Source organism: Mycobacterium sp. NGS33, assembly GCF_059812885.1.
The window spans coordinates 410,658-430,886 of the sequence record NZ_JCALDN010000001.1 but is presented as its reverse complement, the minus strand read 5'-3'; the positions used below and the strand labels follow the sequence as shown (position 1 = coordinate 430,886).

Annotated in this window: 14 protein-coding genes and 2 pseudogenes; 8 read left to right on the top strand and 8 right to left on the bottom strand. The window is 69.0% G+C overall.

Annotation, left to right across the window (positions count from 1 at the left end):
• Positions 1-52: 52 nt before the first annotated feature.
• The 3 genes from AC5Y5B_RS01785 to AC5Y5B_RS01775 form a co-directional block, all read right to left on the bottom strand.
• Positions 53-1,414 carry a hypothetical protein gene (locus tag AC5Y5B_RS01785; RefSeq protein WP_500003019.1) on the bottom strand — a complete coding sequence of 454 codons (1,362 nt, stop codon included), beginning with the start codon at positions 1,412-1,414 and terminating at the stop codon, positions 53-55.
• Between the two features lie 117 nt (positions 1,415-1,531).
• Complete coding sequence (locus tag AC5Y5B_RS01780; RefSeq protein ID WP_500003016.1) at positions 1,532-2,761, bottom strand: cytochrome P450; 1,230 nt, start codon at positions 2,759-2,761, stop codon at positions 1,532-1,534.
• Between the two features lie 140 nt (positions 2,762-2,901).
• Positions 2,902-3,807 (bottom strand): NYN domain-containing protein, encoded by a 906-nt coding sequence (locus tag AC5Y5B_RS01775; RefSeq protein ID WP_112632304.1) that lies wholly within the window; start codon positions 3,805-3,807, stop codon positions 2,902-2,904.
• A gap of 35 nt (positions 3,808-3,842) precedes the next feature.
• Between AC5Y5B_RS01775 and AC5Y5B_RS01770 the strand changes: the two genes are divergently transcribed.
• Positions 3,843-4,721, top strand: a complete 879-nt coding sequence (locus AC5Y5B_RS01770) for an alpha/beta fold hydrolase (RefSeq protein ID WP_500003012.1) — start codon at positions 3,843-3,845, stop codon at positions 4,719-4,721.
• Between the two features lie 14 nt (positions 4,722-4,735).
• Here AC5Y5B_RS01770 and AC5Y5B_RS01765 read toward each other — a convergent pair whose 3' ends face one another.
• Complete coding sequence (locus tag AC5Y5B_RS01765; RefSeq protein ID WP_500003008.1) at positions 4,736-6,949, bottom strand: FUSC family protein; 2,214 nt, start codon at positions 6,947-6,949, stop codon at positions 4,736-4,738.
• A 111-nt stretch (positions 6,950-7,060) separates the two neighbouring features.
• Between AC5Y5B_RS01765 and galT the strand changes: the two genes are divergently transcribed.
• From galT to AC5Y5B_RS01745, 4 genes and pseudogenes are all read left to right on the top strand, one after another.
• Positions 7,061-8,158, top strand: a complete 1,098-nt coding sequence (gene galT, locus AC5Y5B_RS01760) for a galactose-1-phosphate uridylyltransferase (RefSeq protein ID WP_500003006.1) — start codon at positions 7,061-7,063, stop codon at positions 8,156-8,158.
• On the top strand, positions 8,155-9,249 hold the full coding sequence (locus tag AC5Y5B_RS01755; RefSeq protein ID WP_500003004.1) for a galactokinase: 1,095 nt from the start codon (positions 8,155-8,157) through the stop codon (positions 9,247-9,249). The genes galT and AC5Y5B_RS01755 overlap by 4 nt, the downstream gene beginning before the upstream one ends.
• Positions 9,246-9,386 (top strand): annotated as a pseudogene (locus AC5Y5B_RS01750) (ubiquitin family protein); the annotation flags it as partial. The gene AC5Y5B_RS01755 and the pseudogene AC5Y5B_RS01750, both read left to right, overlap by 4 nt.
• Before the next feature lie 293 nt (positions 9,387-9,679).
• The gene (locus tag AC5Y5B_RS01745; RefSeq protein ID WP_112632310.1) at positions 9,680-10,366 is read left to right on the top strand and encodes a PAS and ANTAR domain-containing protein; all 687 of its coding nucleotides are present in this window, start codon (positions 9,680-9,682) and stop codon (positions 10,364-10,366) included.
• A 12-nt stretch (positions 10,367-10,378) separates the two neighbouring features.
• On the opposite strand, the gene AC5Y5B_RS01740 is transcribed toward AC5Y5B_RS01745, so the two are convergent.
• Positions 10,379-10,864, bottom strand: a complete 486-nt coding sequence (locus tag AC5Y5B_RS01740; RefSeq protein ID WP_112632311.1) for a hypothetical protein — start codon at positions 10,862-10,864, stop codon at positions 10,379-10,381.
• Positions 10,865-10,904: 40 nt separating this feature from the next.
• Positions 10,905-11,582 (bottom strand): envelope biogenesis lipoprotein LpqN, encoded by a 678-nt coding sequence (lpqN, locus tag AC5Y5B_RS01735; protein WP_500003000.1) that lies wholly within the window; start codon positions 11,580-11,582, stop codon positions 10,905-10,907.
• A gap of 202 nt (positions 11,583-11,784) precedes the next feature.
• Between lpqN and AC5Y5B_RS01730 the strand changes: the two genes are divergently transcribed.
• Positions 11,785-14,418 (top strand): GH92 family glycosyl hydrolase, encoded by a 2,634-nt coding sequence (locus AC5Y5B_RS01730; RefSeq protein ID WP_500002995.1) that lies wholly within the window; start codon positions 11,785-11,787, stop codon positions 14,416-14,418.
• A gap of 6 nt (positions 14,419-14,424) precedes the next feature.
• On the opposite strand, the gene AC5Y5B_RS01725 is transcribed toward AC5Y5B_RS01730, so the two are convergent.
• Positions 14,425-16,800 (bottom strand): lysylphosphatidylglycerol synthase transmembrane domain-containing protein, encoded by a 2,376-nt coding sequence (locus AC5Y5B_RS01725; protein ID WP_112632314.1) that lies wholly within the window; start codon positions 16,798-16,800, stop codon positions 14,425-14,427.
• Positions 16,801-16,967: 167 nt separating this feature from the next.
• Here AC5Y5B_RS01725 and AC5Y5B_RS01720 point away from each other — a divergent pair.
• Both AC5Y5B_RS01720 and AC5Y5B_RS01715 read left to right on the top strand, forming a co-directional pair.
• A pseudogene (locus tag AC5Y5B_RS01720) lies at positions 16,968-17,917 on the top strand (class I SAM-dependent methyltransferase).
• Positions 17,918-17,919: 2 nt separating this feature from the next.
• Positions 17,920-18,867, top strand: coding sequence for a class I SAM-dependent methyltransferase (locus tag AC5Y5B_RS01715; RefSeq protein WP_112632316.1), 948 nt, complete (start codon positions 17,920-17,922; stop codon positions 18,865-18,867).
• Between the two features lie 110 nt (positions 18,868-18,977).
• On the opposite strand, the gene AC5Y5B_RS01710 is transcribed toward AC5Y5B_RS01715, so the two are convergent.
• On the bottom strand, positions 18,978-20,228 hold the full coding sequence (locus AC5Y5B_RS01710) for an HNH endonuclease signature motif containing protein (protein WP_500002987.1): 1,251 nt from the start codon (positions 20,226-20,228) through the stop codon (positions 18,978-18,980).
• Position 20,229 lies beyond the last annotated feature (1 nt).

Sequence of the window (20,229 nt, the reverse complement as noted above, 5' to 3'; positions counted from 1 at the left end):
GGCCTGTACATGGTGCCGCAGGCCCTCGGCTTGTTCTAAGCGCGACCGAACGTCAGAACCAGGGCCCGGGGTAGTGGCCGTCCTGGTCTTGCACCATGACGATCTCCTTGCACTCGCCATTGGCGCCCGCCGCCGTCTCGCCGCGGCACACCAGCGTCCATCCCGAGATCCGCTCGAACGGCCGCAGCGTCCAGTTGGGTGCGACGGGATCGGTGGCGGGCAAGGCGATTACGGAGTGGGTCCCGTCGGCCCCGGTGAGGTAGAGGTGGTCTTCGAAGAACGCCAGTTTGGCGATCGACAGCTTCTTGGCGTCGTCTCGGCTCTTCTGGAAGTCCCACTGCTGGCTGCGTAGGTTCCAGACGCCGAAGCCGAATTGAGAGGTGTCCGAACCGTGGCCGTCGACGAACAGCTTCCCGTCGGACAGCGCGGCGGTCAGCCCACCGCCGGAAATCCGGTCGGAATCGCCGATCTTGATGATGGACTTGGAGTTGAGGTCATAGAACATCGTGGAGAGCCCCGGGGGGTTGGACCCATCCCAGTGCGTGAGCTTCACCAGTTTGTTTGGGCCGTCGGTCAATTCGGTGTCGACGGACTGGACGTCGTTGTCCTGAAAGATCGCTTCTCCGCTCGGCCGGCGCAGCTCGGCGCCAGACGGCTTGCCGGGTTCGGTGTTGCGCGCAAAGGCGAGCACGTCCTGCCAGACCCGGCCGGGCTGCGGATCGCTCCACAGCGTGGACAGGTCGCCGCCGGACAGCACGACGGTGCGGGGCGGCGACGCGGCGCCGTGACCGTCGGTGAAGGCGTTCAGCCAGGCCACGCCCGAGGAGGTCGAGGCCAGTCCCCAGTCCTTGGGCGCGGTGGGTTTCAGGTCGGGGGCGGGCGGCTGCAGTTCCTTGGTGGCGACCTGCCGGCCCGATGTGGAGTCGTAGACGTACGCGGTGATTTTGGTGGCTTCGGGCGCGGGCGGCTGCGCCGGCCCGGTGGTCGCGACGAGGTAGACGACGTTCATGGCGTCGGCGGCGCCGGTCAGCGCGCACATGGCCCCGGTGAGGTGTTCCCCGGCCGGGAGCGTGGGGATCGCGGGCGCGACGTATTGCCCGGTCTTCGGGTCGAAGATCTTCGGCCGGATGTCCTCGAGCGCCGATGTGGCGGCCGAGAATTTCTCCGGGCAGCCGAAATAGGCCGTTCCGCCGTAGCTTTTCCAATCCTTTTCCAGCGGCCCGGTGATCGGGGCGGGCGGGGCCGCCGCGCGGGTGCTGGTTTTCGAGACGGACGTCGAGGTGGTGGCGGTGAGCGGGGGCGGCGCCGCGGTTTCCGAACAGGAGGCCAAGGCCAGGCACGCGGCCGACGCGATCGCGGCGCCCCCGCGACGCGCCCGGCGACGCCGCGCCGCGCGCCCCCAGGCTGCACGCATCGAAAACCCCCATTACGTTCGTGTAACCAAGCAGCGTAAGGCCGCCCCGAGGCGACCGCGACTTGTGCGCGGGGCGGGCTTGGTCACAGCGGGCGCCCGGCGATAGGGCCCGGACGGCTATCGGTCGAACTCGATGGGCAGGCTCGTCGGCCCGCTCAGGCTCACCATCGGCTTCCATGGCGCCGGTCCCGCGGCACGCGGGTTGCGCAGCCGGTTCGTCAGGACGTTCAGCGCTTCGGCGATCTCCCGCCTGGCCAGGTTCGCGCCCAGGCAGTAGTGCACGCCGCCGCCGAAGGTCAGGATGGGCGGCGGGGCCTCGCGGGTGATGTCGACCCGGTCGGGATCGTCGTACACCACCGGATCACGGTTGGCCGCAAAGGTATTCACCAACACCGCCGTGCCGGCGGGGAACGAATAGCCGTCGAGCTCGGCGTCCTCGACCACCAGGCGCAGGGTGCCGCAGGCGATCGGCGAGTGCCGCATGGTCTCCTCGACGGCACGCATCGCCAGCTCCGGGCGCTGCCGCAGCAGCTCCCACTGCTCGGGGTGTTCGCACAGCACCTGCACGGAGGCGGCCACCTGGTTGCGGGTGGTGTCCGTCCCCGCCAGCAGCAGGCCGCCCGCCAGCATGCGCAGCTCGGCGGCGTCCAGGCGCTCGCCCTCGTCCTCGGCGCGAATCAGGTCGGAAAGCAGGTCATCGGTCAAGCTGTGTCGCCGCCGGGCGACCATCTCGTCGACGTAGTCGGCGAGCTGGCGCCAGGCGCGCATCACGACCGGCTCGACCTCGCGCAGATCGACGGTGAAGCTGAAGGCCTTGAACACGTCGTCGGCCCACAACGAAAACTGTTGCCAATCCTCGCGGGGCGCGCCCAGCAGCGCGCAGATGATCGGAACGGGGTAGGGGCGTGCGATGTCGGTGACGACGTCACAGCGGCCCGCGTCCGCCACCCGATCGACCAGCTCGTCGAGCACCCCGACCATGGTGTCGTGCAGGCGCGCGACCGTTCGCGGGGTGAAGGCCTTGGAGCACAGGCTGCGCAGCCGACGGTGCGCGTCGCCCTCCAGGCACAGCAGGCTGTTGGCCACCTTGTCCCACAACGGGCCCGACGCGATGCCCTGGGCGAGCAGGTTGATGCCGGGCGGAATCTGGAACCGGGAATCCCGAAGGACGGAACGGACCAGGTGATAGGAGAGCACCTCGGGCCCGTGCGGTCCCAGCGCGACGGGGGCTTGCCGCTGCGCCTCCCGCAGCCGCGGGTAGACCTGCGCGGGCGTTTCTTCGGGGTCGTAGCAGAGCGTCGGCACGTCGGCGTCGAAAACGCTTGGGGGAGCGGCACCGACGGTCATGACGGTCTCCTTGGTTCCGCAGCACGTTGCGGACGAGTGTGACGCTAATGTATGGCCACCGCGCGGGGGTGTCAACGATATCGCGGGCTATCCGGCTCCAGCGCCATACATCAGAGGCAAAATGCATGGCGGCGGAGCGCTCAGTCGTGCGCGCGCAGCCGCACCATCCGCGTCGTCGAGGTCTCGTCCAGCTCGACGAGGTCGGACCGGGAACGCAGGAAGTCACTGAACGAGCGGAATCCCAGGGACCTTTCGCTGAACGACGGGTCCATCCGCTTCATCTGGGCCTTCACCGCGGAGTTGTGCAGCCAGTCGACGTCGTCCTTCTCCAAGCCGATCCGCAGGGCCCGCGTGAGCAGCGCGGTGGCGGCGGCCTGCGGATCGGGCTGCTCCTCGGGCTCGTCGGGCTCCTCGCGTCTGGCCGCCTTGCCGCGGCCGGCCGCTTTCTTCGGCTTGGCCGCCTCCGCGTCGGCGGGCGCGGGCACCGGCACACCGGGCAGCGCGTCGTAGATGACGAACTCGTCGCAGGCCGCCGCCAGGGCCCGGCTCGACGCGCCGGCCACCCCGATGCCCACCACGTACCGGCCGAGCCTCTTGCAGCGCTGGGCCAACGGGATGTAGTCGGAGTCCCCGGCCACGATCACCACGTGGGTCAGGTCGGGCAGCCGGAACATGTCCTCGACGGCGTCGACCGCCAAGCGGATGTCCGCGCCGTTCTTGCCGTACGCCGCCGCCGGGAACAACTGCACCAGGTCGACGGCGCGGCCCACCAACTGTCCGCGATACCCGGCGTTGATATCGGCCGACCAGTCCGCGTAGGCCCGCGTGAGCACCAGGGTGCCGAAGGACGACGCGAAGTCGAGGATCGCGCCGACGTCGACCGTCGCCCGGTCCAGCCGCTCGGGCTGCTGCTCGAGGCCCTTGGCCTTGTCCCGCTGGAACGAATTCCGCCCGTGAATCTGGTCATATCGGGAGATCACGACGTTGTCGAAGTCGAGGTAGACGGCGACGCGGGTCGCAACCGGTTCGGTCATGCCCTCGATCATTGCCGAGCAGGGCCAAAGCGGGTACCCAGACCCACATGACTGAGGTGAAGGTTCTCGAACTACACGGCGATCGCATCGCGTACCGCGACGAGGGGGAGGGCGAGGCGCTGCTGCTCATCCACGGCATGGCGGGCAGCGCGGAAACCTGGCGGTCGGTGATACCGCCGCTGTCGAAGAAGTTCCGGGTCATCGCCCCGGACCTGCTCGGCCACGGCGAGTCGGCGAAGCCCCGCACGGACTATTCGCTGGGCGCATTCGCGGTCTGGCTGCGTGACTTCCTCGACGAGCTCGGCGTCAGCCAGGCGACCATCGTCGGTCACTCGCTCGGCGGTGGGGTGGCAATGCAGTTCGTGTATCAGCATCCCGACTACGCCAAACGGTTGATCCTGATCAGCAGCGGCGGGCTGGGCCCGGACGTCGGATGGGTGCTGCGGCTGCTCTCGGCACCCGGCGCGGAGCTGGTCTTGCCGATCATCGCGCCGCCACCCGTCCTGTCCGTCGGCAACACGCTGCGGTCCTGGCTCCGCAGCGCCGGCATCCAGTCGCCGCGCGGCGCCGAGCTGTGGAGCGCCTACTCGTCGCTGTCGGATGGCGAGACACGCCAGTCGTTCCTGAAGACGCTGCGATCGGTCGTCGATTACCGGGGACAGGCCGTCAGCGCGCTCAACCGGTTGCGGCTGCGCGAGGAGTTGCCGGTGATGGCGATCTGGGGCGAGCGCGACGGCATCATTCCCGTCGCCCACGCGTACGCCGCGCACGAGGCGCGCGCGGACGCCAGGCTCGAGGTGTTGCCCGATGTCGGCCACTTCGCGCAGGTGGAGGCGCCCAATCGGGTGGTTGAGCTGATCGAGGACTTCATCGCCACCGGGGAGCGCCGGGATAGCGAAACGGAGCAGCCTTTCCAGCCGAGCTAGCCGCCCGTCCCGGATCAGCGTGACGCGGGGCTGGCGGTCTTGACGCTTTCGCGCCCACCGAGATTGGTGGCTGCGGTGATAATGGCGCGCTCGATCTGGCGGAGGGCGTGCACGGCGGTGAGGAATCGCCGGGTGTCGGGGTCCATGGCGGTGCGGCCGTCGCCGTCCTGTTGCCGGGCCACCGTCTCGGCGGCGTCGAGTTCGTCGGCGGCCGAGACCAGCGTCGGGGCGTGGCCCCCGTCGATGGCTTCCTGCAACGCTTCGATGTTGCGCCGCGTCTGGTCGGCGGCCGCCGAAAAGAGTTGCGCCAGTTCCGAGGCGAGCGCGGGTGACCCGAGCGGACCCTGATACTGCTCGGCGCTGCGCGCCAGGCTTCGGCCGTAGCGGTCGCAGGCGGTGAAGATCCGCAGCGCGCGGCGGATGCTGCGCCGGCCGGCCAGCCCGGCGACGCCGGCCAGCAACGGCTTGGCGGTCACCCGGAACTGCTGCAGGTCCCGGCCGACCTGACGCGCCTGCTCCGAAGGGCCGGCGCTTCCCGCCTCGCCGAACATCGTCGCGGCCGAGACCTCGATCAGGGCCGCTAGGCTCGTCAAGAAGGCCCGGGTGTCGACCCGTATCGCCGTTCTGGTGTTGGTCGGCAGCACCACGACGGCCACGGTCGCCCCGATGACGGCACCGATCGCGGTTTCTTCGATGCGCAGCATCAGCACGCCGAACGAGAATTGACCGAGCAGGCCGTACAGCAGCGCGAGCATCGTGGTGATCCAGAACGTCATCAAGCTGTACGTGACCGTCATGAAGTAGAAGGCGCAGAACAAGCACACGAAGATGCCGGCCAGCGCGGCGGTCTTGTGCCCGGTCAGCAACGTGGCCACCAGCACGCCGCAGGGCACGCCGAGCAGCGTCCCGATCAGGCGTTGCCAGCCCTTGGTCAAGGTTTCGCCCCAGGAGTTGGTGCCGGCGAAGATGACGAACGCGGCGATCACCGCCCAATACCAGCGCGCGGGCGACACCAGCTCGCCGACGACGATGGCCAGCGACGCGGCGATACAGACCTGGATGGCTTGCCGGGTGGTCGGCGGCAGCCCGGTGGGCTGTTCTTCCTCGCCGGCGTCATCGGCGGCGTCGCTCTCCGCCGCGGGGGAGGCGTCGGCGTCATCGAGGGGGCGCCCGGTGGTCGCGCGGTCGACGATCGCCCGCACGTCGGAAGTCGCTGTGGCGGCGTTGATTATCGCCAGGGCCAGGCGCCGCACGGCCGTGTTGCCCGCGTCGTCCGGGTCCGAGGCGGGGTCGCACTGCTCGTCCAGCAGCCGCTGCGCCTGGTCGGCGGCGCGGCGCAACCCGTCGGGTTCGGGAAGCCGGATCGCTCGCGCCAGTTGGGCCAGCGCGTCGACCAGCGCGGCCCGGGTGGGGGCGGGGATCGAGTCCGGGGCCTCGCAGACAAGCACGGCGGCCCGCCGACCGGCGGTGGCGACCCACTCGATGGCCAGCTCGGCATCGAGCAGCCAGGGGGCCAGTTGCTCGGCGGTGACGCCGGGCCACAGCGTGGCGGGGTCGGCCTTGTCCTCGATCTGGCTCTGCACCAACAGGGCGGTCTCGTTGAGCCGGATGGTGCGGGCCCGCATGCGGCGGCGCCGCCGTTCGTCGAGGCGGCCGGTCCGCACCGCTTCGGCCGTGGTGTCGATGACGATCGCCATCCGGGCGCGCAGGGCCCGCACGGTGTCGCGCAGCACCCGCTCGGGTCGATCGGGCATCACATAGGCGCTCATCACGAACGTGCACACCGTGCCCACCGCGACCGCCCCGATCATCCAGGGCAGCTCGGCGAGGCGCGCCCGCAGATACAGCGTGAAGAAGTAGGACATGAACGCGACCATGCCCAGCGCCCTGCCCCGCGCCCCGAAGCGCCGGATGTATGCCGCGGTGAAGACCACGATCACGAAGACGACGTCACTGGCCACCACGTGCGGTGCCAGCACCGCGGCGGCGGTGATGGACACCGCGGCCGGCAAGGGCAACAGCGCCATGGTGATTCGCTGCTGGCGCGGGTCGGGTTCGTTGACGGAGCGCGACGCGACCATGGTGATGACGACGCCCAGCAGGGCGACGGTCAGGGGTTGTCCCGTCGCCCTGGTCAGAATGAAGAGCGCCAGCAACGACAGGCCGAGCGCGGCCGTCGTCCGAGTCGCCATGCGTAACCGAAGCAGGCCAGGGTCGGAGCCGATCACCCAATTGCGGGCGCGTTCGTACAGAACAGTTATTCCGCTGACCCCTCTCGTGCGCTTACCCCCCATGGTTACCCGAACCGCGCCGCGGCGACCAAAGTAGTCTTCGACATCGTGACCGAGCCGACGCGCGCGAAGCTGGCCGACGGTCGTGAGCTGCTGTTCTTCGCGTTGCCGGGGCACCGGCCGGCGCCGGTCGAAGACCGCAGGCCGCTGCCGGCGCGCGCCCCTGAGCAGTCGCAGTTGCGGTTCGACCGGACCACCGGGCAGTGGGTGATCATCGCGGCGTTGCGCCAGGACCGCACCTACAAGCCGCCGCGACAGGCGTGCCCGTTGTGCCCGGGCCCGACCGGGCTGACCAGTGAGGTGCCCGCACCCGACTACGACGTCGTCGTCTTCGAGAACCGATTCCCCAGCCTGTCCGGAGCGCTGCCGTCGTCGCCGGCCTCACCGCCCGTGCCCGGCGATGACGGGTTTGCGGCCGCGCCCGGGCACGGCCGCTGCGAAGTGATCTGTTTTTCCGCCGATCACACCGGATCCGTCGCCCAGCTCGAGCCGGCGCACGCGCGGCTGGTCGTCGAGGCGTGGCGGCATCGCACCGCCGACCTGATGGCCAGGCCGGGCATCGAGCAGGTGTTCTGCTTCGAGAACCGCGGCGAGGAGATCGGGGTGACGTTGACCCACCCGCACGGTCAGATCTACGGCTACCCCTATCTGACGCCGCGCACCGCCGCCATGCTGGAGCAGGCGCGTGCGTATCGAAAGCGGCACGGCGGCAACCTGTTCGGTGACCTGCTGGCCCGTGAGGTCGCCGACGGCAGCCGCGTCGTCGCGGGCAACGAGCTGTTCACCGCGTTCGTGCCGTTCGCGGCGCGCTGGCCGGTGGAGGTGCACATCTACCCGAACCGGTTCGTGCGCAACCTGACCGAACTCGGCGAGCACGAATCCGACGCGTTCGTCGAGGTGTACCTCGACGTGCTCAAGCGTTTCGACCGGCTGTATTCCGCGCCGCTACCCTACATTTCGGCGCTGCACCAATACGCCGACACCGCGGCCCAGGCCGAGGGCTATTTCCACGTCGAGCTGATGTCCATCCGGCGCAGCGCCACCAAGCTCAAGTACCTGGCGGCCTCCGAATCGGCGATGGACGCCTTCATCGGTGACGTCACGCCGGAAGGCGTGGCCGGGCTGTTGCGGGACCTCGCGCAATGACCGCGCCGATCCGCTACGCCGCCCCGGGGCGGATCAACCTGATCGGCGAACACACCGACTACAACCTGGGTTTCGCGTTGCCCATCGCGCTACCGCAGCGCACCGTGGCGACGTTCGCGCCCGCCGACGACGACGGGATCACCGTTGTCAGCGACCGCGCCGATGCTCCGGTGCGCGTTCGGATCGGCACCGTTCCCGGCGAGGTGGCCGGTTGGGCGGCCTACGTGGCCGGGGTGATCTGGGCGCTGCGCCAGGGCGGCCACCCGGTGCCCGGCGGCACCATGTCGATCACCAGCGACGTGCAGATGGGCTCCGGCCTGTCGTCGTCGGCGGCGCTGGAATGCGCGGCGCTGGGTGCGATCGCGTCGGCCGCGGATGTTCGCATCGACGCCAAGGATCAGGCGCGGCTGGCCCAGCGCGCCGAAAACGAATACGTCGGCGCGCCAACGGGTTTGCTCGACCAGCTTGCCACCCTGTTCGGCCGCGAGGCCACCGCGGTGCTGATCGACTTCGCCGACCTCGCGATCACGCCCGTCGTTTTCGACCCGGCCGCCGCGGGTGTTGCGTTGTTGCTGATCGATTCCCGGGAACGTCACAGCCACGCCGGCGGCGACTACGCGGCGCGGCGCGCGTCGTGCGAGCGGGCTTCGGCCGACCTGTCGGCGTCGTCGCTGCGCGAGGTCGCCGATCGTGGGCCCGCCGACCTGACGGCGGTGCGCGACCCGGTCGACGCCCGCCGCGCCCGCCACGTGCTCACCGAAAACCAGAGGGTGATCGATTGCGTTGCGGCGCTGCGCAATTCGGACTACCCCGCGGCGGGGCGGATCTTCACCGCCTCGCACGCCTCCATGCGCGACGACTTCGGGATCACCACCGAGCGCATCGACCTGATCGCCGACACCGCGGTGCGCGCGGGCGCGCTGGGGGCGCGGATGACCGGCGGCGGCTTCGGCGGCTGTGTGATCGCGCTGGTGCCAGTGGACCGTGCGGATGCGGTCGGCGCGGCGGTGCAGCGGGCCGCGGTCGACGCCGGATTCGAGCGGCCCGTCGTCACCCGAACCCGCGCGGCCGCGGGCGCGGGACCTGCGTGAGCGAGCCGACCGGCTACGTCGAAGTTCGGGCATACGCCGAACTCAACGACTTTGTCGCGGCGCCGTTGCGCGGGCACACCGTGCGCCGCCCCTTCAAACCCCACCAGAGCGTCAAAGACGTGTTGGAGGCGATGGGCGCACTACGACGACTTCAGTCGGTGCGCGCAATGCGGCCGGATCTACTGGCCCGGGTCGCACCACGCGAAGCTGGTCGACCTCGTCGAACGACTGCGGCGGCGGATCTGAACGCCAAACTTACTCGCCCGGCAATTTTTACATTCCGGGCATGACCACTGGTCAGAAAATGTAACCTAACCGCCATGTGGGTATCCCACTCCTGCATGTCCAGTACCGGTTTTCCCGCCCGGGCGGTAGCGATCCAGCAGCGATCGCTACCGAATTTTGGCGCCCACCACGCGAAACGCCAGCCATGGCTTGGAAACTAGACAGCCACGCCGCCGCGATCGAGCGCGGCCTGGCCGGTGCGACCCCGCAATGCGCGGGCTGGTTCCGCTTCTACTTCGAAGGCCACCGCTGGGAGTGGTCCGACCAGGTCCAGCGCATGCACGGGTACCAACCCGGCACCGTGACACCCACCACGGAACTGGTGCTGTCGCACAAGCATCCGGCCGACCGTCCCCAGGTGACCGACTGCATCAACGCGATGATCAGGCGCCGTCAGGCATTCAGCACGCGGCATCGCATCGTGGACACCGCCGGCATGATCCACCACGTCCTGGTGGCGGGCGACCCATTCTGCGATGACGACGGCACCGTCGTCGGAACGCACGGCTTCTATATCGAAATCACGCCGACACCCGCCCGCGGCCGCGAGGAATCCATCAGCGCGAAGGTCGCCGAAATCGTCGGGCGCCGCGGTGTGATCGAGCGGACCAAGGGCATGCTGATGCTGGTCTACGGCATCGACGAAGACGCCGCGTTCAACATGCTCAAAACGCTGTCCCAGTCGGGAAACACGAAGCTCGGACTGCTCGCCCAACGGATCGCCGAGGACTTCTCGGCGCTGGGCAAAGAGGTCATCACCGCGCGCTCGCGATTCGACCAGCGCCTGCGAGGCGCGCACCTGCATGAGCCCGAGGGCGGCGACACCATCTGAGCGGGTGCGGTGCTATGGCGCCGGACTCAGCCGAACCGCACCCAGATGCAGCCGGTCGACCGCCTCGGCGAACTCGTCCCGGCTCGGTATGCGCTGGTCGCGGAACTTCAATCCGATCATGCGTTGTGCGCGCTGGACGCCGTAGGACTCGGCGCAGCGCACCAACAGGTCGGACACGACGGCCCGGTCTCGGATGAGCTCGCCGCGCATCGCCGTCATCTTGCCGGCGTACACGACCTGGACGGGTCCACCGTCGCGGAAGTTCTGTTTCCACGGGTTGCCGGTCAGCGCGTAAAGCTCACCGTCAATCACATGGGCGCTCAACGGGATTGAATAGGCGCGTCCCGTCTTGCGTCCGGTGAAGCTCAGCACCATGAACTGGTTGCGGACCAGGCTGGCCAGCGGACTGCGCAGCAAGAACCCCATCATCGGATTGACCAGACGCATCAGCGCCGACGGCGGGTGCCCGGCATCCACCGCATATGACTGCTCTGTCATGCGTTCACCGTAGGGCCAACCCGGCCCCGCGGCGCCCGTTTCAGCCGGTGATGGTGGTCTGGTCGTCGATGATGCTGGTGGCGTCCATCAGCGGGCCCTGATCGCTTTCCAGCCCGTCGGCGTTGAGCTGCAGCACATAGACCGCGCCCTGACTGGGGATCACGACCGTTTTCTGCGCGATGACCCGGGTCTGGCCGCCCCGCTGGTAGGTGCCGCCCACCTGCCAGGCCTGGAAACCGCCGAGCGTGGACGCGGAGCCGTTGCCGCCGCCGTGGTATCCGGGCAGGTTCTGCACCTCGCCCGGGGCGTATTGGATGAGCTTCGCCGGATCGACATTGCCGCTCAGCTTGGAGAACAGCGCCGAAACCGTGGGCGGGTCGGCGGGATTGGCGGGCTGGCTCTGCACGATGCCGCCATAGGAGGTGCCGGAATTCTGGTTGAGTTGCCAGCCGGCGGGCACCGGGAGGTCGACGTTCGGGCCGGGATCGCCGTGGTGCACGGGCGTCTCGGCGATGTTGTTGTCCTTGACGTAGTCGGCGATGGTGTACTTGGCCTTCGCCGCCGGCGCCGCGCCGCTTTGCGACGACGTGGAGGTGGCCGACGACGTCGTCGTCGACGTGGACGTCGACGTTTTATCGCCGGATTTGTGGTCCTGGCCGCAACCGACGAGCGCCAAAGCCAGCGCCACGGAAATGGTTGCTAGTGGCAAATGTTTCATCGATCCGATCTCCCAAGAATTGGGCCGGTACCAGCGCCAGCCGTGCTGGGCATGACACTAACGGAAAAACACAGTCGCTTTGCCGGTATCTTTTGGACTTTCTCGTGGCGCCGCCACGCGGCGCCAATAGTTATCCAATTCGCCGGCCGAAACGCCACACGAATACGGCATTTTCCGGTCCGGTTCGGAGTATTAGACAGGTATGCGGTCGCGGCGGGCCCTCATTGCGGTCATCGCGGCGTCGGCTGTGTTCATGGTCTTCATCGCCGCGGCCCCACCCAGGGGGTACGACGGCCCGCCGCTGTTCGTGGCGAATCCGGTCGACCACGTTGCGACGCTCATCGGCACCGGGACGGGCGGCGAGACCGTGGGGGAGATCAACAATTTCCCGGGCGCCACCGTCCCCTTCGGGATGGTGCAGTACTCGCCGGACACCGTCGGCAACTACGCCGGCTACAACTACGACAACCCGCGCGCGAGCGGGTTCAGCATGACCCACGCCTCGGTGGGATGCGCTGCGTTCGGCGACATCTCGATGCTGCCGGTCACCGGCGGTGTCAGCGCCCAACCCTGGAACACCGCCGAAAGCATCGCCCATGACGACAGCGAGCAGGGTGTGCCCGGCTATTACACGGTGCGGTTCCCCGGGACCGGGGTCAAAGCGGAACTCACCGCCACCGCGCACACGGGCGTCGGCCGGTTCAGCTATCCGCGCAACGGCCGGCCCGCGGTGCTCCAGGTGCGCTCCGGCTCGTCGCTGGCGGGCAACTCGCGCGCGACCATCCAGATCGGGGAGGACAACACCACGATCACCGGGTGGGCCACCAGCGGGGGATTCTGCGACAAACCGAACGCCTACACGGTGTATTTCGCGATGAAGTTCAACCGGCCCTTCACCGCATACGGATCCTGGGATGGCGCTGCCGTCTATCCCGGCGCCCGCAGCGCCAACGCGCCGTACAGCGGCGGCTACGTCGAATTCCCGGCCGGCTCGACGCTCGAGGTGCGCACCGCGATCTCCTACGTCGGCATCGAGGGGGCCCGGGCGAACCTGGCGGCCGAGGGTGCGGCGGGCTTCGACGACGTTCGCGGCGCCGCGTCCCGCGAATGGAACGCCGTGCTGTCCCGCGTGTCGGTGGCCGGCCGCAACGCCGACGATCTGACCACCTTCTACACCTCGCTGTATCGATCGTTGTTGCACCCCAACATGTTCAACGACGCCGACGGGCGCTACGTCGGGTTCGACGGCGCCATCCACACGGTCGCCGCGGGCCACACGCAGTACGCCAACTTCTCCGATTGGGACACCTACCGCTGCCTGGCGGCGCTGCAGGCGTTGCTGTTTCCGGAGCGGGCCAGCGACATGGCCCAATCGCTGGTGAACGACGCCGAGCAGAGCGGCGCCCTGCCGCGCTGGGCGTTCGCCAACGCCGCGACCGGCGAGATGAGCGGGGACAGCGTGACCCCGCTGATCGTGAACCTGAACGCGTTCGGGGCCAAAGACTTTGACGTCAAAACGGCGCTGCGCTACATGGTGGACGGGGCGACGAGAGGCGGCGTAGGCCTGGCCGGCTACATCGAGCGCCGTGGCATCGGCACCTACCTGCGGCTCGGCTATGCGCCGTTCACCTTGGAGTTCGGCCGCAACGGCTGGATCGCCGACGCGTCGATCACCCTCGAGTGGTCGGTCGACGACTTCACCATTTCCCGATTCGCCGACTCGCTGGGTGACGCCGCGACCGCCACCGAATTCGCGAACCGGGCGCAGTATTGGCAGAACCTGTTCAATCCCACCACGCGATACGTCTTGCCCCGCAGCTGGACCGGGTTCTTCCGTCCCGGTCCCGGGTTCGTGGTGGCCCCGGAGAACTTCGGCCAGGTCGGGTACGACGAGGGCAACGCCGAACAGTATGTCTGGTCGGTGCCACACAACGTGGCGGGACTGGTGACCGCGCTCGGGGGCCGCGCGGCCGTGGCCGACCGGCTCGACCGGTTCACCGAGAAGCTCAACGTCGGCCCCAACCAGCCCTACCTGTGGGCCGGCAACGAACCGAGTTTCGGTGTGCCGTGGCTGTATAACTACATCGGTCAACCGTGGAAGACTCAGCGCACCGTCGACCGGGTGCGCGGGCTCTTCGCCCCGACCGCCGACGGTGAACCGGGCAACGACGACCTGGGGGCCCTGGCCAGCTGGTACGTGTGGGCGGCGCTGGGGCTGTACCCGGCCACTCCGGGGACGCCGATCCTCACCGTCGGCGCACCGCTGTTCGACCGTGTCGAAATCGCGCTGCCGGCAAACAAATCCCTGCGGATCGTCGCCCCGGGCGCGTCCGGACCGCACCACCTCAAATACATCAGCGGCCTGAAGGTCGACGGCCAGGCCACCGAGCACACGTCGCTGCCCGAGTCGATCATCCGCACCGGCGGCACGCTGGCATACTCGCTTGCCTCCTATCCCGATAAGCGCTGGGGCACAGCGCAATCCGACGCGCCGCCGTCGTATGGGGCGGGCAGCTCGGCAGTGGCGGTCAACGTCGCCCAACCCGTCGTGACGATCGCGCCGGGGCACACGGGCACCGTCACCCTCGATGCGCAACGCATGACCGACACCGCCGACGGTTACACCGTCGCGGGCACCTCCTCGGACGTCGGGATCAGCGTGCAGCCGACATCGGGCCGGTTCGGGGCCGACGGCTCGGCCAGCGTCACCGTTCCCATCACGGTCGCGCGGTCGATGCCCGAGGACTATTACCTGGCGTCGGTGACCACCACCGTTGGCCACAGCGTGCGCACCGCAACGGTTCTCGTGGTCGCGCAGGCCGAGTCCGAAAGCTAGGCCCCCTCAGACCATCTCGTTGGCGGTCAGCCACCGCATCACGGGCCAGCCGACGAATACGGGCAGCCAGCAGGTCAGCATGCGGTACAGCAGGACCGATGGCACGCCGACGGCCGCCGGCACGCCGAAGGCGGCCAGCCCACCGATCAACGCCGCCTCGACCGCCCCGACACCGCCGGGCGTGGGGGCCGCGGAGGCCAGCGTGCCGCCGACCATGGTGACCACCGTGACGGCGACGAAAGTCGTTCCGCCGCCGAAGGCTTCGATGCTGGCCCACAGCGCCAGCGCCGCGCCGAGGGTGGTGCCCGCACAACCCAGCAGGATCAGCGCCAACCGCTTCGGTTCCCGGGCTAGCTTGACCAGATCGGTCACCACCTCGTTCAGCTTGGGGCGCACCTCGGTCGCCAGCCACTTGCGCAGCGTGGGCACGAACAGGAACGCACCGATTATGCCCAGCGCGATCCCGGCGATCAGGTACAGCAGCGTCGCGCTCGGCACGAAATGCCGCAGGTTCATCGACGCCCCGGCGGCGGCGCTGAACAACACCAGCAGCGCGAGGTGGGCGATCACCTGTACCGACTGCTGCAGGGCCACCGCCGCGGTGGCCCGCATCGCCGACAGGCCGCTCTTCTGCAAGAACCGCGTGCTCAGCGCCAGCCCGCCGACACCCGCCGGGGTGGTGGTTGCGGCAAAGGTGTTGGCCACCTGCGCGATTGACAGCGTCCAGAAGTTCACCATGCCGTCGGCGCAGGCCCACAGCGCGGCGGCCGCCCCGACGTACGTCAGCGCCGACACCAGCAGGCCAAGCAGCGCCCACCACCAATTCGCGGTCCGCAGCTGGGAGAAGAATGTCGGCGCCGTGCTGATGAAGGGGTACGCGACATAGACCAGCGCGCCGAAGAGCACCAGTTGCACGATCTGGCTGCGGGTGAACCTGGTGATGGTCTGGGGCTTGATCTGATCGGCGCCGGTTTGGCGCTTGACCTCGGCCCGCGCGCCGGAGATGACGGTTCCGGCGTCCGGTATGGATCTCCGAATAAACCGCGGCACAGCGACTTTAGTGAGCCGGCGGGACGCGGAAAGGATGGTGTCCTTGCCGAACACCTCGATCGCCGCGCGCACCGCGGACTTCGGCTCGTACAGCGCGGACGTCGTCACCAGCAGCTGCGCGATGTCGGATTGCAGTTGGGCGTCGGTGGCCCCGTATTCGGCGCTGCCGAAACCGCCGAACATCACGGTGTCGTCCTCCACGGTGATGTGGTGGCTGCGCAGATCGCCGTGGGCGATCTGGTGGTCGTTGAGGACGCGCAGCGATTCCCACAGCCGGGCAACGGGAGTCGCCGTCGCGCATTCGTCGATGGGGGTGCCGCGAGGGGGCCGGTGCGAATACAGCATCCAGCCCCGGTCCAGCGGCGCGACCGCGACCGTCGCCGTGTTGGCCAGGCCCGCGTCACCGATGGCGATCGCCATCAGCGCGCGGTGCTCCACGGCACGGCGCATGGAGGTCACCAGGGGCGCGGTTTCGGCGTCGCGCAGCTTGAGCTTTCCCCAGAGCTGGCGCAGCGCCCCGCCGCTGCGCTGATGCGGGCCGTACAACTCGATCAGCGCCGTGTCACCGAGATGTTCGCCGTCGGCCGTGAGGATCAGCGGGCCACGGCCGGCCGGCCGGACCACGGTGAGCCGCGAGACCGCGAAGCCGGCCTTGGCCAGGGCGCGCACCGCGGCGTCCAACGGCACCTCGAGCGCCGGCGTGCCGACGACGAGCACCACCAGCGCGCCCACCACCCACCCGACCGCCAGGCCCACCAACGAGCGCGCCGGGACGATGGCGCTGATCACCAAGTGGATGGGCACGAAGGCCAGCAGCAGGGCCCACCACCAGTGCCGCCAGCGCGCCGGCAGCCAGGGGCCCGAAACCGTCAGCACCGCCGCCAGCATCCCGATCCAGCGAGGGTCGTCGAGGAATTGCGCCGGAACCGTGCTGAGCCGATCGTGAACGTCGAAGTGCCACCGTGGTGAGGCGATGCCGCTGGCCCTGATCGACAACAACACGTTCGCGCTCAGCCCCGCGGTGGCGTAGGCGCCCAGCAGTTTCCACTGCCCGGCGACGATCAGCCCGATGAGGATCATGAACGGCAATGCCACGATCGCCAATCCGTAGATCAGGTACACCACGTCGGATTGGGTCGGCGACAAGACGCCGACGATCTGCGAGACGGATTTCTCCAGCGCGATCCACTGCGGTCGGGTCACCACCGAACCCGTGATCACCAGCGCCAGGAAAAGCACGGCCAGGATCAGGCGCAGGATGTCGTTGGTCCGCCGGGTCAATGGCTGCAGCAAGTCGCCGGAAACGATGATGTCGCGCCCGTCGACTCGCATGTATTGAGGATCCTTCGGCTTCGCTCGGCACCGCTGACGCCGTGCTGTCGGCCTGCGCAGTGGCCCGCCGACAAGTTAACGCAATACCCGGTTCGTTGACAGCTCCCACTCATCCGGCGCGCGTAGGGTCGGGTAGGTAGGTGTGCTAGCGAATTGGGGGCAGCGGCGTGGCCAGGACGGACGACGACAGCTGGGAGATCACCGAGAGCGTGGGCGCGACGGCGCTCGGCGTGGCGGCGGCCCGGGCCGCGGAAACCGAGAGCGAGAACCCGCTGATCAGCGACCCGTTCGCGCGGGTGTTCCTGCAGGCCGCCGGGCCGGGCATGTGGGACTGGTTCGCGGCCCCCGATCTGCCCGCCCAGATCGCCGAGATCGACCCGGACCTGAAGCCGCGGATGCAGGGGATGGTCGACTACATGGCCGCGCGGACGGCGTTCTTCGACCGGTTCTTCCTCGATGCGACCGGCGCGGGCGTGCGGCAGGTGGTGATCCTGGCGGCGGGGCTGGACTCGCGGGCGTGGCGGCTGCCCTGGCCGGACGGCACCACGGTGTACGAGCTGGATCAGCCGCGGGTGCTCGATTTCAAGGCCTCGACGCTGCGAGACGAGGGGGCCGAGCCGACCTGCGAGCTGGTCAGCGTTCCCGTCGACCTGCGTCACGACTGGCCGTCGGCCTTGCAGCGGGCGGGATTGACGCCGACGCGCCCAGCGTGTGGTCGGCCGAGGGACTGTTGCCGTTTCTGCCGGCGGCCGCCCAGGAGCGGTTGTTCGAGCGGGTACAGGCGCTCGGAGCACACGGCAGCCGGATCGCCGTGGAGGCGCCCGGTCCCGACTTCCTCGACGAGGACGCCCGCGACAGGCAACGCCAGACCATGGCGCGGGTGCGCGACCTGATGGCCGAACTGGATCCCGATCGCGACATTCCCGACGTGCAAGACCTGTGGTACTTCGAGGAACGCGAAGACGTGGCCGACTGGCTGGGCCGGCACGGCTGGGACGTGACCGTCACCGCGGCGCCGGAGTTGATGGCCGGCTACGACCGCAGACCACCACAAGACATCGACGACGCCACACCGCAGACGCTGTTCGTGTCTGCGCAGCGGACGGAAGGAAACTGACTGTGCCCAGAACCGACAACGACACCTGGGAGATCACCGAAAGCGTGGGGGCGACCGCGCTGGGGGTGGCCTCGGCCCGCGCGGCGGAGACCCGTAACGAAAACCCGTTGATCTCTGACCCATTCGCGCAGGTGTTCCTCGACGCCGCCGGGGATGGCGTGTGGAACTGGCATTCCGCGGCGCAGTTGCCGGCCGAGATCATCGAGGCCGAGCCCACGTTGCCGTTGCAGATGCAGTCAATGGTCGGCTACATGGCTTCGCGCACAGCGTTTTTCGACAAGTTTTTCCTCGACGCCACCGGCGCAGGCATTCGCCAGGCGGTGATCCTGGCGGCCGGCCTGGACGCGCGGTCCTGGCGGTTGCCGTGGCCGGCGGGCACGACGGTCTACGAACTCGACCAGACCAAGGTGCTGGGCTTCAAGGCGGCCACGCTGGCCGAGCACGGGGCGCGGCCCACCTGCGACCGCGTCGCGGTGCCGGTGGACCTGCGCCACGATTGGCCGGCGGCGTTGCGGGAGGCGGGGTTTGACGCCGACGCGCCCAGCGTCTGGTCGGCCGAGGGATTGATGCCGTATCTGCCGGCGGCCGCCCAAGACCTTTTGTTCGAGCGCATCCAGGGGCTGACCGCGCCCGGCAGCCGGGTCGCCGTGGAGGCGTTGGGCCCGAAGTTCCTCGACCCGCAGGCCCGCGCCAAGCGTCGCGAGCGGATGGACCGGATCCGCGCACTCATGGCAGGCGTGGACCCGGACCGGGAGATACCCCGCACCGACGAGCTCTGGTATTTCGAGGAACGCGAGGACGTGGGCGAATGGTTCGGCCGCCACGGCTGGCAGGTGACCGTCACACCGGCCGACGAGTTGATGGCCGGCTACGGGCGTGCGGCGCCCGAGGAAGTGCGGGACTACGTGCCCGGCAATCTGTTCGTGGCGGCGCAGCGCGCGGCGAACTAGCGCAGTTGATCCTTGCGTCGCCTGATCTTCGTCGTCACAGTTTGAATTGTTCGGTGCTACAAGGCGTTTGAGCGCGATCGGGCGCTGGCGTTGCGTGGCCGCCAACCCGGCTAGTTGGGTGTCGGTGGTGGTTGGGGTTGGAAGGGTGTGTACCACCACCATTGGGCGCGTTCTCCGGTCGGTCCCGGGCACGGCGCGACGGTGGGTGGGGGTGTGGTGGGTGGGCGGGCCAGCGATCCCGGGCTTAGCACGCGCCCGGCGTCGTCGGTGATCACCAGTGCGTGTGCGGGTCCGGTGATCTCGAGGCTCCCGCGATGGTGTAGCCGGTGATGATACGGGCAGAGCAGCACCAGGTTGGTCAGCTCGGTGGGGCCGCCGTCTTCCCAGTGCCGGATGTGGTGGGCGTGCAGGCCGCGGGTGGCGCCACAGCCGGGGACCGCGCAGGCGCGGTCGCGGTGCTCGAGTGCGCGGCGTAGCCGCCGGTTGATCAGCCGCGTGGTTCGCCCGGCGCCGATGACCTCGCCGTGGCGTTCGAACCAGATTTCGGCGGTGGCGTCACAGGTCAGGTATCGGCGTTCGGCGTCGGTGAGCAGCGGACCTAGATGCAGTGCTGCGGCGGGCTTGTCGACATCGACGTGCACCACCACGGTGGTCTGCTGTCCGTGCGGGCGGCGCGCCGCCTCGGCGTCCCAGCCGGCCTCGACCAGGCGCAGGAACGCCTCCACCGTGTTAGGCATCGGGGGCCGCTGATCCAAGGCGCCCGCGCCCGCGCCGCCGTCGCGTTGCCATTCGGCGATCAGCGCCTCGCGGTGGGCGGCCACCGCGGCGTCGAACTTCGCGGCATCTAGCTGGCTCAGGGTGATCCGATAACAGCTGCCCGCCTCGGTGGCGGTCGTGGTGAACGAGCCCTGGGGTTCGGGTCCGGGTGGGGGGTCGGGGCGGGGTTCGAGCTTGATCGCGGTGCGCAGCTGAGTCACCGTGGCCACGTTGGCCAGCTGCTCGTAATGGGCATCAGATCCCGCGCCGGCGCGTGCGGCGATGACCCCGACCTGATCGACCGACAGCCGGCCCTCCCGCAGGCCTTGAGCGCAGCGCGGGAACTCTTGGAGCCGGCTCGCGATGGTGGTGATCGTGTGCGCGTTAGCCGGCGAGCAGCCCGTCTTCCAGGCCACCAACGCCGACACCGACCGCGCCCCGGTCACCCCGCACAATTCATCGCGATCGATCTCGGCCACGATCTCCACGATGCGCCCGTCGATCGCATTGCGCTGACCGCTCAACTCCGCCAACTCCTCGAACAACACCTCAAGACGCTCACCAGGACTCACCCCCACAGCGTCGACAGATGCGATCGAAGACATA

What these genes read in the sequence shown, in the direction of transcription:
- AC5Y5B_RS01785 (WP_500003019.1), bottom strand. Translation starts at nt 1,414, where the DNA reads ATGCGTGCAGCCTGGGGGCGCGCGGCGCGGCGTCGCCGGGCGCGTCGC.
- AC5Y5B_RS01780 (WP_500003016.1), bottom strand. Translation starts at nt 2,761, where the DNA reads ATGACCGTCGGTGCCGCTCCCCCAAGCGTTTTCGACGCCGACGTGCCG.
- AC5Y5B_RS01775 (WP_112632304.1), bottom strand. Translation starts at nt 3,807, where the DNA reads ATGATCGAGGGCATGACCGAACCGGTTGCGACCCGCGTCGCCGTCTAC.
- AC5Y5B_RS01770 (WP_500003012.1), top strand. Translation starts at nt 3,843, where the DNA reads ATGACTGAGGTGAAGGTTCTCGAACTACACGGCGATCGCATCGCGTAC.
- AC5Y5B_RS01755 (WP_500003004.1), top strand. Translation starts at nt 8,155, where the DNA reads ATGACCGCGCCGATCCGCTACGCCGCCCCGGGGCGGATCAACCTGATC.
- AC5Y5B_RS01745 (WP_112632310.1), top strand. Translation starts at nt 9,680, where the DNA reads ATGGCTTGGAAACTAGACAGCCACGCCGCCGCGATCGAGCGCGGCCTG.
- AC5Y5B_RS01740 (WP_112632311.1), bottom strand. Translation starts at nt 10,864, where the DNA reads ATGACAGAGCAGTCATATGCGGTGGATGCCGGGCACCCGCCGTCGGCG.
- lpqN (WP_500003000.1), bottom strand. Translation starts at nt 11,582, where the DNA reads ATGAAACATTTGCCACTAGCAACCATTTCCGTGGCGCTGGCTTTGGCG.
- AC5Y5B_RS01730 (WP_500002995.1), top strand. Translation starts at nt 11,785, where the DNA reads ATGCGGTCGCGGCGGGCCCTCATTGCGGTCATCGCGGCGTCGGCTGTG.
- AC5Y5B_RS01725 (WP_112632314.1), bottom strand. Translation starts at nt 16,800, where the DNA reads ATGCGAGTCGACGGGCGCGACATCATCGTTTCCGGCGACTTGCTGCAG.
- AC5Y5B_RS01710 (WP_500002987.1), bottom strand. Translation starts at nt 20,228, where the DNA reads ATGTCTTCGATCGCATCTGTCGACGCTGTGGGGGTGAGTCCTGGTGAG.